The 13,952-nt window shown below is 50.2% G+C and carries 14 protein-coding genes; 2 read left to right on the plus strand and 12 right to left on the minus strand.

Annotated elements, in window-relative coordinates; translation table 11 throughout:
* Nucleotides 1-411 precede the first annotated feature (411 nt).
* The 10 genes from B9D94_RS25375 to B9D94_RS25415 form a co-directional block, all read right to left on the minus strand.
* Nucleotides 412-1,251 (minus strand): MFS transporter, encoded by an 840-nt coding sequence (locus tag B9D94_RS25375; RefSeq protein ID WP_172963999.1) that lies wholly within the window; start codon nucleotides 1,249-1,251, stop codon nucleotides 412-414.
* Between the two features lie 527 nt (nucleotides 1,252-1,778).
* The gene (locus B9D94_RS25380; RefSeq protein ID WP_148248289.1) at nucleotides 1,779-2,720 is read right to left on the minus strand and encodes a GNAT family N-acetyltransferase; all 942 of its coding nucleotides are present in this window, start codon (nucleotides 2,718-2,720) and stop codon (nucleotides 1,779-1,781) included.
* A gap of 122 nt (nucleotides 2,721-2,842) precedes the next feature.
* Entirely contained in the window at nucleotides 2,843-2,986 is a 144-nt protein-coding gene (locus tag B9D94_RS31175; RefSeq protein WP_162158349.1) for a hypothetical protein, read from the minus strand.
* A gap of 155 nt (nucleotides 2,987-3,141) precedes the next feature.
* Complete coding sequence (locus tag B9D94_RS25385) at nucleotides 3,142-3,939, minus strand: DUF817 domain-containing protein (RefSeq protein ID WP_148248291.1); 798 nt, start codon at nucleotides 3,937-3,939, stop codon at nucleotides 3,142-3,144.
* A gap of 303 nt (nucleotides 3,940-4,242) precedes the next feature.
* Entirely contained in the window at nucleotides 4,243-5,670 is a 1,428-nt protein-coding gene (locus tag B9D94_RS25390; protein ID WP_253806041.1) for an MDR family MFS transporter, read from the minus strand.
* A gap of 82 nt (nucleotides 5,671-5,752) precedes the next feature.
* Nucleotides 5,753-6,160, minus strand: coding sequence for a MarR family winged helix-turn-helix transcriptional regulator (locus B9D94_RS25395; RefSeq protein ID WP_253806042.1), 408 nt, complete (start codon nucleotides 6,158-6,160; stop codon nucleotides 5,753-5,755).
* Between the two features lie 259 nt (nucleotides 6,161-6,419).
* Entirely contained in the window at nucleotides 6,420-7,187 is a 768-nt protein-coding gene (locus B9D94_RS25400; RefSeq protein WP_172964000.1) for an AAA family ATPase, read from the minus strand.
* Nucleotides 7,188-7,367: 180 nt separating this feature from the next.
* Entirely contained in the window at nucleotides 7,368-7,958 is a 591-nt protein-coding gene (locus tag B9D94_RS25405; RefSeq protein ID WP_036643755.1) for a P-loop nucleotide/nucleoside kinase family protein, read from the minus strand.
* Nucleotides 7,959-7,990: 32 nt separating this feature from the next.
* Nucleotides 7,991-8,536 carry an NADPH-dependent FMN reductase gene (ssuE, locus tag B9D94_RS25410; RefSeq protein WP_006208007.1) on the minus strand — a complete coding sequence of 182 codons (546 nt, stop codon included), beginning with the start codon at nucleotides 8,534-8,536 and terminating at the stop codon, nucleotides 7,991-7,993.
* Between the two features lie 323 nt (nucleotides 8,537-8,859).
* Nucleotides 8,860-9,675 (minus strand): VanW family protein, encoded by an 816-nt coding sequence (locus B9D94_RS25415; protein ID WP_006208006.1) that lies wholly within the window; start codon nucleotides 9,673-9,675, stop codon nucleotides 8,860-8,862.
* 214 nt (nucleotides 9,676-9,889) lie between these two features.
* On the opposite strand from B9D94_RS25415, the gene B9D94_RS25420 reads away from it, so the two are divergent.
* Nucleotides 9,890-10,798: an SDR family oxidoreductase gene (locus B9D94_RS25420; RefSeq protein WP_006208005.1), complete on the plus strand. Its 909-nt coding sequence runs from the start codon at nucleotides 9,890-9,892 to the stop codon at nucleotides 10,796-10,798.
* A gap of 27 nt (nucleotides 10,799-10,825) precedes the next feature.
* Nucleotides 10,826-11,308 carry a hypothetical protein gene (locus B9D94_RS25425; protein ID WP_006208004.1) on the plus strand — a complete coding sequence of 161 codons (483 nt, stop codon included), beginning with the start codon at nucleotides 10,826-10,828 and terminating at the stop codon, nucleotides 11,306-11,308.
* A gap of 50 nt (nucleotides 11,309-11,358) precedes the next feature.
* Here the strand turns inward: B9D94_RS25425 and B9D94_RS25430 are convergent, their stop codons facing one another.
* Nucleotides 11,359-13,107, minus strand: coding sequence for an NAD(P)H-hydrate dehydratase (locus B9D94_RS25430; protein ID WP_148248292.1), 1,749 nt, complete (start codon nucleotides 13,105-13,107; stop codon nucleotides 11,359-11,361).
* Nucleotides 13,108-13,179: 72 nt separating this feature from the next.
* Nucleotides 13,180-13,812: an NAD(P)-dependent oxidoreductase gene (locus B9D94_RS25435; protein ID WP_006208002.1), complete on the minus strand. Its 633-nt coding sequence runs from the start codon at nucleotides 13,810-13,812 to the stop codon at nucleotides 13,180-13,182.
* Between the last annotated feature and the right edge of the window lie 140 nt (nucleotides 13,813-13,952).

Here is a 13,952-nt window from a genome sequence, read left to right on the forward strand (position 1 = left end):
GTATGATGTGATTTTCTAAGGGGGGAATCGCTTTCTCGCTTAATAAAGAAATTCGCTCACTCAAATAATATTCAATTTATGGATATTTTCTAAATTCCATTAGAAAACTTTATATTCTAATGGGTTGTATTAATCTGTTTTGCTGTTCCGACAACAATGTGTTTTTTCACATAGAATATAAAGAATATTCCTAGGCCAACTTCTAACACACTGGTCAGTATAGGTACAGAGCGAATTCCAAAATAGTATATAAAGACTCCAGTTAGAAACGCCCCCACTTGTATAGAAGCTAAACTACAAGTGTTCCAAAGGCCAAACAATCTTCCTCGTAAATGAGCAGGCACGTCAGTTTGCATTATTTGTCGTTCAAAAGGTACGATAAATGCACCTACAAAAGCGAATAACATTAAACTAATCGCACCTTGATAGAGGTGCTCTGTAAAACCAAAGAGCGTCCAGGTCAGCCCCATCAATATATATACATAACCATACTGGGTTCTTAAACAAGAACTTGTTATTAGCTAACCAGTAGCCTACCAATACTGAGATAATACCTTCAGATATATAGAGTAAACTGATACCATAATGCTTTGTTTCATAGACATTGGATACAAATTGCTCTAACATCAAATTAAATGATCCAATGATTATTCCCCCTGATAGAGCTGCAAGTAGGACAAGTTTTACAAATTTTTGTTCTTTTATTACTTGTATTCCTACAACAAACTCCTTTTTGATGTTCTTGGAACTTACCATTTTCCTATTGTTTTTCATGGTAATTCTACTAATTATAATTGCTGAAACAAAAAATGAAAGCGAGGTAACCATCCAAGCAATATCCAGATCTAAGAAGGAAATTAAGGTTCCACCAGCTGCAGCGCCTAGTAATCTAATAGAACTTGTTATTGTGAAATTAAAGGAGTTAGCTACAATTAAATCATCCTCTTCAATTAAATCAGGTATGATCGTTTGACGTGCAATAGTTGCTAAAGAGTTTAGAAGTCCACCTAAGAACCTTAATAAACAGAATAAAATCCAAGCATACATACCACCTAGTAACGGAACAACGATATATCCTAGAAATAAAATTCCCCGAAATACTTCTGAAAAAACAATCACCTTCTTCGGATTAAATCGATCGACTAAGAAACCAACTAAAAAACTAAACATTAAAGGCGCAAGTCCACTTACAGCCCATAACATCCCTAGTTGAATTCCATTGTCTGTAATTTGATTAAGTAATACAAGCATCGCTATGAAGGAACCCCATGAGGTTAAACCTGTTAGAATGTTCGTATACGTTAAATATTTGTAACTGGGATATTTCCTCCAAATTAATGAAATCTGGTTCGTTTTTTTCAATTTAATCCCCATCCCCTCTCTTTAAGTAGGATTCGAATTCTTGCCAATCTATTTTATTAAGTATCTTAAGGCATTCTAAAGTCATTAACTCTCACAAATTATCATTTCTCCTCCTTCATTTTATGTGGAAATTTTAACAATATATTAAGAAAATGTATATTGAGAAATTATTCTCTGTTGATAGGTCTTATAAAATTCTTAACTTAAATATTGGAATAATATTAAAAAAAATATAAATACATTACGTCTGCCTGAATCCTTGATCCAATGATATTAAAATTGAAAAAATCAAAAAAACTCCTTCAACAAACACAAACCTCCGCGATATTCCTGCCAGGAATATCACGAAGGTTTTTTTAACGCGCTTGGATCGGCTGCATTCCAATCATCATCTTATCATCTTGCTATCTAGCGGGTTACCACTTGGCTGCCCATACCTCGATTTCTACCTGAATGGACGGCATCGCAAGTGCCGGCACGTAGGCCATCGTCATGGCCGGCGCCTTTCCGCCATGGAACTTTTCCCACACCTGATGGAAGTGAACCCAGTCCACCTGCTGTGCTGCCCAAATATTGATTTTGACGATATGATCCGCCGAGAGTGCTTCTGCTGCCAACAGGCGCTGAATGTTCGCCAGGGTATTCTCGACTTGTTCCTTCATATCATCCGGCAATCCCCCCTCCATATCGGTTCCCACCTGCCCGGACAAGACCAGCAGCTCGGCTCCCTTCGGAACCTTGGTAACATGGGTATAAGGCCCGATTGGCGGAGCGATGACAGAGGGATTGTACCGCTGAACTTGGGACTGAGACCGGTGATCCTCTTCATTCAGAATAGCCAGCGTCTGATGGTCCTCCCACTGTCCGTTGATGTTTACATTTTTTCTGGCAATGCCTTCCTGATGGAATCCGGCTTTACACAGCACTTTAATCGATCCCAGGTTATGCGGCATTACCCCCGCCTCAATCCGGTGGAACTTCAATTCCTGAAAAGCATGCTTCACCACCAGCTGAACGGCCTCCGTCATATAACCCTTTCCATTATGGCGTTGGTCCAGGAAATAACCGATCCAGCAGCTCTGCAGATTCCACCGCACCACTTCGGTCAGCATGATCTCCCCGATAACCTCTTCGGTGTCTCGCAGCCCAATCACATAGAGATATCCCTGATCCCCTTTACTTGATTCCAGAGCTTCTTGAATCCGTTCCAGCTGTCCCTGGGGGGTATAGAAGGCTTCTTCTCTTAAACCCGTGAACCGTTGAAAAAAATCCCGATTCTCCACCTCGAGTTTCAGCAGCGCATCCGCATCCGATTCCTCTACTGGCTTTACATAAATCTGTTTTCCTTGCAATAACATGGCGTACCTCTCCTCTACCGGAAAAATGAAAAACACAAAAACACCACAGAGCTCCTGTGGTGTGCATGCCGATCTATGCAGCCACAGGTAAGCGACCTGTGGTGTTTAATTCCACTGCATCCTCATTCGAACAACCGAATGGAAGGATCCTTGATCGCTGAATATCCGATTATGGACATACTTCTCCCGTCCTCGGATAGATCAAAGAAAACAGCGGTGGAGCATCCCATGCCTTTGGACAAAGACGCCAACGATCTTTTTTTCATGTGAACACCCCTCCGTTCCATCTCATGTTGTTCCTATATTCCAATCCTCTATATTCAGAACATACTCGTTCTCATCCTGCATCTTCAACGTAAGTCTATAGTTAACCATAGTTACCCGTGTTCTGCAAGCAGGATCCAATATCAACGGAGCCGCCTCACATGACCGTTCCCTTGGGATTGTCCTTGGACAGCCCTCTGCCCAGCTTAAGGTGCTTCAACTGAGCCACGATGATGACACTGATCACCACCAGCAGGAACCACGAGCTGATTTTGCCGATATGCACCAGACTCCATGTCCGCTCCTGACCCGGATAGGTCCAGGCCCCAAGGAAGGTTGAAATATTCTCCGCAATCCAGATGAAGAATCCAATCAGCAGAAACGACAGCACCAGTGGCATCCGCAGTGTTTTGCCGTCAACGTCAAAGTACACCACCGTTCTGCCGAACACCACGAATAATAGCGCCGTAAGGAGCCAACGGGCATCCCATACATAATGATGGGTGAAGAAATTGGCATAGATCGCGGCGCTCAGCAGTACGGTGAGCACAGGCAGCGGCCAGCCGGTAATACGCAGATTCATTCGCCGCCAAGCCTGACAGATATAACTCGCAACACTTGCATACATAAAGCCGCTGTACAGCGGCACCCCGCCGATTTTACTCCAGGCTTCCTCAGGGTAAGACCACGATCCCATATGGACCTTATACAGCTCCAGCATCAGGCCGATGACGTGAAAGACACAGATCACCTTCAGCTCATCCCACGTCTCCAGCTTACTTACAAGCATCCCGATTTGAGCCAGCACACATATAAGAAGAATAAGATCATAACGCGGGATTCCTGGAATTTCAATGATTTTGCTCAATGCGAGCGCTCCAAATATGATAACCGGAAAAATACAGGACAACGCCTGCTGATAACCGAATACCCATAACTTTCGTATAAAATCCATAAGTCCCTCCTGCATAGCAGCACATTACGTTCACCCTACCACAGACCCTGATTTGAATAAAAGAACAGCATTGTCATAATTGACCCAGGTTATCCTCGATAAAAAGTAAAAGAGAGAGCAGCTCCTTCTGCTGCTCTCTCTCCGTTCAATATCGTTCCAGACTATTTGTATTCGCGTGTCAGCACCCTCATGCAATACAACGCATAATCGTTTAATCGCTTGATTTATTAGAAATCATTTGCCATAGGTCATGCTTTAGCGATCAGATGAATGACCTTCCTCAAATACCCGATACCGGCGTGGTCAGACTGCGACATGCTGAACCGGTTTTTTCTTTTTGACTCGTAACAAAAATGTAAGAGGTATGGCCACGACAGCCACCATCGTCCCGATCAGAAATACGTCATCGATGCCCATCGTGGTGGCAACGCCCTTGGTCGTGGCACCCGCTCCCATATAGTATGAGGTTCTGGATACCACCAGCGCACTGAAAATGCCGATGGACAACGAGGCAAGCCCTTGACGAGCCCAATTCGTTATGGATGACGCATGGCCCGAATATTCACTGGACACCGCACTCATCGCTGCATTCGTTAACGGCATATTACACAGCGCGATACCGAGGCAGCGGATCAATTGCAGCAGTGAAATGTACAGCACCGAAGTATGAGTGCCGATTCCGCTAAAGGCCAGGGTGGCGGCCACAATGATCAGGACACCTGTAATCACCAGCCGGAACGGACCGATCCGATCATAAAATTTGCCGATAATCGGCGAGGCAGCCGCCATGACAATCGCTCCCGGCAGCATGATCAGCCCCGTATCCATTGGAGACAGCTTCAGCACAGTCTGCAAATACAGCGGCACCAGAAGCGTTCCGGTATAAAGCGATATCGTCACAATACAGTTCAGCATTAAGCTGTACCGAAACCGCGGAAACTTGAATACCTTGAGCTGCAGCAGCGGGGATTTGATGCGCAGCTCCCACCTAACAAAGAACAACAGCAGCAATATGCCGGAGAGGAGCAAAGACAGCGTCTTCCAGGAGCCCCATCCCCAGTCATTGCCGTGACTGAACGAGAGCAGGAGCAGGGAACTGCCCAGCACCACGGTCAAGAACCCGAGGAAATCAAACGTCTTTTTCTCCGTCAGTCTGTAGAAGGGTATGAATTTACTTACGATGACGATAGATATCAGGCCAATGGGAATATTCAGAACAAAGATCGATTTCCAGCCAAAATATTGAACCAGCCAACCTCCCAGGGTTGGTCCGATAACGGGTGCCAGCATGGAGGCAAGGCTCCACAGCCCCATCGCATAGGCCTGCCGCTCACGCGGGAATACCTGATAAATAATCGTCATCGTAATCGGGATGATCATCCCCCCGAATACGCCTTGCGTAATCCTGAACGCAATCAGGGTCTGGATATTCCAGGCGACAATGCATAGCAGCGACGATAGGGTAAAACCTATCAAAGCAAAAATGAACAGCCTTTTATAACTGAGCTGGTCCCCCATATAGCCTACGATGGGAGCCACAATTCCGGTTGCGAGCAGGTAGCCGGCCATCAGCCACTGGGTGGTGCTCAGCGTAGCATCGAACTGCTCCATCACAACCGGGAAAGCCACATTAATCGTGGTAATGCTCAGCACGGCCAGAAAATTGCCGAAAAACACAGCGCTCATAATAAGCCAAAATGAAGATTTCTCTTGTGTCTCTTGTGTATTCACATGAAGCCTCCTAAAACAAAATAAACCCGCCCAGGTCTGGTTAACAGAGCGGAGGCGGGATGCGAGAGCATCGACTTGAACGTTATGGAAATAATTTTTTGCCCAGCAATCGCAGCAAAATATACAGATGATCCGCCTCATCCTGATCCATCTGCTTGAAGGATTCCATGACGGCATAATCCCCCTCGCTGCGAGCATCAAGCACAAGCTGCCGGCCAGTCTCCGTAAAATTGACATAGTGGCTTCGTCCGTCGCTCGGATTGGGCGTTCGAGCCACCAGCCCCCGTTGCTCCAACGCATCCACCAAATACGTAATCGTCGCAGCTTTAAGCTCCATATGCTCAGCCAGTCGATTGGGAAGCCATGGCCCCTGCTGCTCAATCAAACTTAAGATCTTATACTGATTCATCGTCAAATCGTTCTTTCTCAGATGACTTAGAAAAGATACGACCCGATGCCTCGTCATTTTATCCGACAACTCACGATACATGTCCATGAGTCTCTCAACGCTTGCTTCTCTTTCGTTCTCCAGAGCAGTTCACCTCGGTTCTTATTTTAGTTCAACAATTCTAAGTTGTAAACACCATTTTCATGATTTTCATTCCTTAACACCCTTTAATATAGATGATATTCACTTAATTACTTAGAAAATTCAAAGTTTATTTCTCATGTTTGAAGTGGATTTCTTCCGAGAAAAAAGGGCGCCTCCGATCCATAAGATCTTACGGCACCCCTTGCTGTTATGTTAGCTATTCCTCATCGTCTGCAAACAATTCGCGAAGCATCGCTCCCCGATTGTTAACAAATTCCTTCGTGATCATATAATGGTCCGTTTCTTCCAGGCTCGATTCCTCCACCCCGTCGGAGGTCAGCTTATATATAATGGAATCCGGATAAGCCATGACGATAGGGGAATGGGTGGAAATAATAAACTGCGAATCCTTCTGCACCAGATCGTAAATCCGCCTCAGCAGCGCTAACTGACGGAACGGGGACAGCGCCGCTTCCGGCTCGTCCATAATATAGAGCCCGTTTCCCCAAAAGCGATGCAAAAAGGTGGCAAAAAACGATTCACCATGTGACTGCTGATGGAGCGATTTGCCGCCGTAGGAATCTTTAATGGGAGGGCCGATGCTCTCTTCGGCATCCAACCGGTCGATATTTGTCGCGACGTTATAATAACTCTCCGCCCGGAAGAAAAACCCGTCACGCGGTTTCCGCGCGCCCCGGACGGTTCGAATATATTCGTGCAGCTTGGAATGGGTCTCCTCGGTCGAGAATGAGAAATTTATCGTCCCCCCTTCCGGATTAAATCCGAGTGCCGTCGCAATCGCTTCCAGCAGCGTCGATTTCCCCATGCCGTTCTCCCCGACGATATAAGTAACCTTCGGATGAAAATCCAGCCCGTCCAAGCCCGCTACAGCCGGCAGATTAAAAGGATATTCATGAAATGAAGGAATCCGCTCCCTCATCAGCTTAACACTTCTCAGATAGGCAAGCATAATCGAACGATCCAACCCTTTCCCTCCTTGGTCTCCATAAGCAATTCCTGGATCTACTATATAACATTCCTGCCTCTGTTCCAATTCGGAGCGCGGTTGCTTGCCGCTACCCTTGCAGCCACAAAAAAAGCGCGCTATCACAGACAACGGATGGGAGCCTGTGACGGCGCGCTTCTTCTATATATGCCAAGCGAACTATTCGCGAACGATAAATTGATAGAGATCCTCGACCTTCTCTTCCGTTAAATCTCCACTGTTATCAAACACCTTGATTGATGCTTGCGGAATATCCCAGTTCACTTCCGGAACAAATTCGACGCGCTTCTTAAAGTCGTCCCAGTGATCAAGCTTCCACTGATCCCGCTCGGTCCGTCTGTCAATGATCCGCTCCTTCTGCAAATCCATATCCTGAAGCGCAACCACAATGACCTTCACATCCACATCCTTCTTCGTTAACCCCGCAGACGTAATAACCTCTTCGATCCATTCGCGGTTTTTGAGCTCGGCGGTAAACGGAGAAATCATGAACACGTTCTGTCCTGCATTCAAGTTCTCGATGCAAATATCCTTGGTTGTATCATACTCCAGATCACGCAGATTCTCTTTATAGAAAGAAGAGTCCCGATCGTTTGGATCATGGCCGTTACTTTCAAGGAACTTTTCAACAAAGCGTCCTCCAACCGTATCACGGTCGAGAAATGCAGCCGGCATGCGGACTGCCAGCTTTTTGGCTACTGTAGTTTTACCTGTACCTGCTACCCCAACAAAAAACACCAACTTTTGCAAAATGATACCCCTCCATATCCTATCTCCCATAACTAAACGCGTTCTGTCCGATAACGGGTTTCTTCAATAAGCTCCTCCATCGCGGAGGCCAGGCGTTCCTGCAGCACTTCCGCTACATCGAATCCGCCTTCCTCGGTACGGGCTACCTGAGCATCCACTGCATACACCCCGCCCAGAATATGCCGGGCACCGATGGATGAAAGCACCGGCTTCAGTGAATAGTCAATCGCCAGCAGATGTGCAAGACTGCCGCCAATGAACATCGGAAGCACAATCTTACCAGCCAAACCTTTTTCCGGAATAAGGTCTAGAAAGGTCTTCAGCACACCCGTGAACGAAGCTTTATAAACCGGACTTGCCACAATCACGGCATCCGCTTCGGCCACAAGACCGTTCGCTTTGACAATATGCTCGCTCTCAAACTTCGTATGAATCAAATCCTCCGGCGGCAGTCCCGCCACGTCGATCCGGCTTACTTGGAAATGGGCAGCAGCGAGCGCTTGCTCCGCTATATCCATAACCGCATTCAAGCGGGATCCGACTGTAGGACTCCCGTTAATGATAACAGCTTTCGCCATAACAATTCACCTCGGCTAACTTATAATGTCATCCTTATCCGTTCCATAAAACAGCTATTAATCTCAGAAAAAAAAGACTTCACATGGTACTGCAAAGTCTTCTGGTGATTGGCTTGCTTGATCCGACTTTAACAGATATAAATCAGGGCAAACTTGTCAGAATTAATATCATCGTATCAATGTGTCCGCGCTTTTGTCAATGCAGCAGGGAACGGTCGGAAAAACAAACCGCAGATGGCAGTAACCAGTGATAACGAATGAGGGAGATAGCCTGCTTGTGGATCCGATTGATGAACATACGTATCGATCGCTCAATGGGCAGATCAGGATGTAACGGTCCCCTTCTCAGGAAGCAGCGGCGAATACATCATAAGCGCATGATTCTCCGTGATCCACTCATCATGAATCAGCTCGCCTTCCCTGCTGAACACCTTGCGCCCGATGACATTATGCCTCGCATATCCGCCCCACGCTTCCTGGGTTATGCGATGATCTCGTTCATAAACTTCATAGCTATAGAGCGGGACGGCGGTGGAGCGCCATTCTCCAATCAGTGCCTCCTCTGACACATGTACCGCCAGCTGGTAGGTGTCGCTGGTTGGATTATAGATCTGAAGGTCCAAATAATTATAGGCACACGTAGCTCCGCTGCCAAACGGTTGGGTCCGATTCGAATCCGGAAAAACATCGTAGCTGTGCCGATGCCGCTCCCTCACTTCAAGCGGGGTGTGCAGGGTCATCCAGTAGATAAGGTTGGAGAGTTGGCACAGCCCTCCGCCCACACCGGCCTTAAAACCTCCATAAAACAAAACCATGCCGTCTACATACCCTTTCCTGCGGGTCGGACGTCCAATGGTCCTCCAATAGGACAGCGTCTCTCCCGGTCGGATCAGAAGTCCGTCCAAATGACGAACGGCAAGACGCAGGTTGATCGCCTTATTATGCTGATACCACATATCAACATTCTTCAACTGGCGTTTTAGCGGAGTTTGGTGCCCGAATACCGAATAGTCCAATGGCGCTGAAGCATGAGTACGCGCGAGTTTACTACTGCTCTTCATCCATTCCCAATAACGCCGGCAGGTAAAATACTGCTTGCCTGCCCATAAGCGGAATTTTGACCGTTTGACGGGTTTCATCAGGTGACCGTCCTCCCTTGGGTCATTCGATTTAAATTTTGGAAATATTTTACCACACTGCAACCAAAAGATCGTGTGAAAATTGGCAGGAGCTCCTCAGGCATACGATCTTTCTCCTATTTCGGCCGTAAACGGCACCCGGGACTGGGCGAATGCATAGAGATAAGTAATGCATCATCAATCCATGTCATTGATATACCAGAGGAGGAATGAAATGAAGCCCCAGCAGCCCATTCCATATGTAGGCTCCAAAACCGAATGCAAGGAGCAGCCGATCGCCTTCCCTCCCCAGCATCAAAACTGCCAGCCTGGTTTAGAGAGCCTGATGTCGCCGCGCCCGATCAGTGAGGACCCCGCCTACCGGGGCAGCGGTAAGCTGGATGGCAAAGTCGCCATTGTAACCGGGGGCGACAGCGGCATCGGCAAAGCGACGGCCATTGCTTTTGCCAAGGAAGGTGCCGATCTGGTCATTCCATACTTATATGAGACCTCGGATGCCGAAGTCACTAAACAACGAATCGAATCGCTTGGCAGACGCTGTCTTCTGATGAAAATCGATCTGCGGTACAAAAAGAACTGCGAGACCGTGGTTAGCGAGACATTAGCCTGCTTTGGCAAGGTGGATGTGCTTGTGAACAACCATGCCGTTCAATATGTACAGCACAGCATTTTGGATATTACGGAAGAACAGCTGTATCACACCTATCAGAGTAATATCTTTCCTTTTTTCTTCATGATTCAAGCCGCCCTGCCTCACATGAAATCCGGAGCCTCTATCATTAATACGGCCTCCATTACCGCTTATGAAGGATTTAAGGAGCTTATCGATTATTCCTCAACCAAAGGCGCCATCGTCTCCCTGACTCGATCCCTGGCCCTTTCGCTAGTGGATCAAGGCATCCGCGTCAATTCCGTCGCTCCGGGCTCAGTATGGACACCGCTCATACCTTCCAGCTTCTCTGCTGACGAGGTTGCCGTATTCGGAACGAATTCACCGATGAAGCGGGCCGCACAGCCCTATGAGTTGGCACCAGCCTATGTCTACCTGGCTTCGTCCATCACCTCCTCTTTTGTCACGGGTCAGGCCATTCACGTAAACGGCGGAGAGATGGTCACCAGCTAGTATGGATTCAGCAGGACGTTCGTGGAAATGAATATCAAGCAGAGGATGTGTATCATGAATACCGGTATTCCCAGACGGTCCGGCCGTATGGACATGGGGTTTTACGCGTTAAACAAGCTGGCAAGCGCCGGCATTGCCGTGTTATTGCTGAGCCTGCTCGACTGGGTGTGGCCTTCCAGCGCTGAAAGGGCCTCGGCATGGTTAGGACTTTACATGCCGCAGGAGCACTGGGTATACGGATATGCGTTGACGGCCTCTCTCGCGGCCGACGCTATCCTCTCGTTCCTGCCCACACTGCATAAAGGCAAACAAGCCGCCGTGTACGGAGCGGTCGGATTTCTGTTCTTCGCCCTGTTTACGGGCGGCAATCCGGAACATCTGTGGATCCGCGCAGCAGCTGGAACGCTTACACTTCTCCTATTCTTGTGGGGGAAGCATGCCTTCTCCAGCCAATCCCTGGCCACCCCTTTCTTTGCGTTGGCCGTCCCCGTGCTGTGCTGGGTGATCTGATCCGTCGTTTTTAACAAGAAGAAGGGCCTTCTGATGAAGGCCCTTTTAGTTCAAAGCATATCAATGACATCCCCGGCGATGACCGATGCGGGATGTCCCCGGTGCCGTGCGGCCCACTCACCGGCACGGCCATGCAGCCACACACCGAGCGCGGCTGCAGACGGACCGGCATAACCTTGCGCCAGCAGGCTGGCAATGATGCCGGTGAGCACGTCCCCGGTACCTCCGGTCGCCATGCCGGAGGTACCGGTTGTGTTGATGTAAGCCTGTCCGTCCGGCGAAGCCACGACGGTACGCGCCCCCTTGAGCACGAGGGTAACCCCGTGCTCGGCAGCAAACCCTGTAGCAGCACCGATCCGGTCCTGCTGCAGCTCCGCGGTCGGCGTGCCCAGCAGCCGGGACATTTCCCCCGGATGCGGAGTCAGCACCGTGGCCGCGGAACGCGGTCTCCAGGCGCTGAAATCGCCGGACGATGACAGCATATTAAGCGCGTCGGCATCCACCACCAGCGGTCCTTCCCACGCTTCCCACAGTCGCCGAAGCCATCTGGAGTCGCCGTCAAAGCGGCCGAGTCCAGGACCTACAGCCAGCACGTCCCGGGTCTTGGCGAGCTCCAGCACCCGCCCAGCGGAGGCTTCGTTCCAGTTGCCTCCACTCTCTTCATCTGTTGCCGGAGCGAGCATGATTTCCGGTGCAGCTCCGCTTAGCGGCAGCACCAGGCTTGCGGGCAGCGCCCAGGTCACGAGGCCGCAGCCCGCGCGAAGGGCCGCACGGGAAGCGAGCAAACCTGCGCCGCTCATCGTGCGGCTGCCGCCTACGGTCAGCACATGACCGTAGGTGCCTTTATGTCCTTCCGCCGTGCGATAACGCGTGACATCCGCATCCAGCTCCGTCCGAAGGACCTGCGGAGTGAGCAGGTGCGTGCGGACGCCCTGCTCCCGGCACAGCGATGCAGGGATGCCGATGGAGCGCACCACCACCCGGCCTGCCGACTCGGCGCCGGGGTACTGCACCAAGCCTCGCTTCAGGAAAGCGAGGCACACCGTCACCGCCGCCGAGATGCACGGCTCATGCCGCGCGCCGGTATCGGCGTCCAGTCCGCTCGGAATATCCGCGGACACGACCGGCAGGCCGCTGTCATTGGCGGCCTGGATCAACGCGGCGTAAGCGCCGCGTGGCGCGCCCGACGCGCCCGTGCCGAGCAGCGCGTCCACGATGCCGGTGAACGCGCCGTAGTCCACGGCGGCACGGCCGTGGACCAGAGCCGGGATGCCGAGCGCTGCCGCGGCATCCCGCTGCACCGCCGCCTCGCCAGTAAGCGAGGACGGCTCGGCGGCGTAGAGCAGCGTGACGCGTACGCCGGCGTCACGCAAGTGCCGGGCGGCGACCACGCCATCGCCGCCGTTATGGCCCTTGCCCACCAGAATGAGCCAGTGCTCCTGCGCAGAAAGCGCGGTGGGCAATCGCACGTCTCCGTCTAGGACAGGCGACGGACGGCTCATCTCCAGGGCAAGATCATTCGCGGCAAAAGGGGGGCCCATAGCAGTCGAATGATCCGTTAAGGCTTCGCCTCGCTCCTGTCCGCTTGCCTGCGCAGGCACGAAGGCAGTTCCGGCTGCTCCGCTCGTTCCGGAAGATGGTAAGCCGTTCCTTCTTCCCCGCTCGATCAGGCATAACTTCAAGACTTCCTCTGCGATCGCCTTGCCCGCATTTTCCATAAGTGCTGCCGCCGGAATACCGATCCTGTGAATCGCATGGTTGTCCAATGCCCTCATCTGTTCAGACGTCACAACATACATCCAAGCTCTCCCCTTTGCTTCGATATTCCTTACACCCTTGCGCCAATGACTGAGGCTGCATCTCCATTACAACTAATAAGCAACGGTAAAACGGGACTTTACAAACTGGGGGTCATCCAGCTCATCGATTATCGCAACGGCGTAATCCTCGGCCGAAATCCGGCTGCTACCGCTCTCATCCGTCACCAGGCGGTCCATGCCAATCCGAAACTGTCCGGTTCGTCTTCCGGGCTCGATGATGGCTGCCGGACTGACATAAGTCCACTCCAAATCACATTCCTTATAGATCTCGTAAGCATCCGCATGCGCGCGGGCGAGCGGTCGGATCTCCTCCGGAAATTCAGGTGTATCCATAAGAGGCACCCCGCTGTCCGCAATAAGACTTCCTGCACCCCCAGCAATCAGCAGACGGGATACGCCGCCGCGTCTCGTTCCCTCCACAATAGTGCGCGCAGCAGCAAGGAGTTCCTCTTCCTGCCCGAATTTGGGACCAAATGCGCTGATCACGGCGTCATGACCTTGAATAGCCTTCTCCAGCGATGAAGGATCCATCACGTCGGCCTCCGCTTTCTTCAACCGTTCATGCTCCGTATCCATCCGATTCGGATTACGCAGCACCGCCGTCACTTCATGACCCCGGCGCAGGGCTTCCTCTGTAATTCGTCTGCCTATCGTTCCACTTGCACCAATGATGGCTATATTCATGTTCATCGCTCCTTAGACTTAAAATTATACTATATCATCCTTCTTCATAAGCGGCATCTATTCTACAGTCCATAGCTTGTCCACCCCCAGCCTTGCTTAGGCAAGACTCTTCTCCTAATTAATTATCCGGTTATGTTCCT

The organism is Paenibacillus sp. Cedars, assembly GCF_003184205.1.
Classification (GTDB): Bacteria; Bacillota; Bacilli; order Paenibacillales; family Paenibacillaceae; genus Paenibacillus_AQ; species Paenibacillus_AQ glucanolyticus.

Excerpts from the sequence above, each read along its gene's own strand:
- B9D94_RS25375 (WP_172963999.1), bottom strand. The coding sequence starts at position 1,251 with ATGCTTGTATTACTTAATCAAATTACAGACAATGGAATTCAACTAGGG.
- B9D94_RS25380 (WP_148248289.1), bottom strand. The coding sequence starts at position 2,720 with ATGTTATTGCAAGGAAAACAGATTTATGTAAAGCCAGTAGAGGAATCG.
- B9D94_RS31175 (WP_162158349.1), bottom strand. The coding sequence starts at position 2,986 with ATGAAAAAAAGATCGTTGGCGTCTTTGTCCAAAGGCATGGGATGCTCC.
- B9D94_RS25385 (WP_148248291.1), bottom strand. The coding sequence starts at position 3,939 with ATGGATTTTATACGAAAGTTATGGGTATTCGGTTATCAGCAGGCGTTG.
- B9D94_RS25395 (WP_253806042.1), bottom strand. The coding sequence starts at position 6,160 with ATGTATCGTGAGTTGTCGGATAAAATGACGAGGCATCGGGTCGTATCT.
- ssuE (WP_006208007.1), bottom strand. The coding sequence starts at position 8,536 with ATGGCGAAAGCTGTTATCATTAACGGGAGTCCTACAGTCGGATCCCGC.
- B9D94_RS25415 (WP_006208006.1), bottom strand. The coding sequence starts at position 9,675 with ATGAAACCCGTCAAACGGTCAAAATTCCGCTTATGGGCAGGCAAGCAG.
- B9D94_RS25420 (WP_006208005.1), top strand. The coding sequence starts at position 9,890 with ATGAAGCCCCAGCAGCCCATTCCATATGTAGGCTCCAAAACCGAATGC.
- B9D94_RS25425 (WP_006208004.1), top strand. The coding sequence starts at position 10,826 with ATGAATATCAAGCAGAGGATGTGTATCATGAATACCGGTATTCCCAGA.
- B9D94_RS25430 (WP_148248292.1), bottom strand. The coding sequence starts at position 13,107 with ATGTATGTTGTGACGTCTGAACAGATGAGGGCATTGGACAACCATGCG.
- B9D94_RS25435 (WP_006208002.1), bottom strand. The coding sequence starts at position 13,812 with ATGAATATAGCCATCATTGGTGCAAGTGGAACGATAGGCAGACGAATT.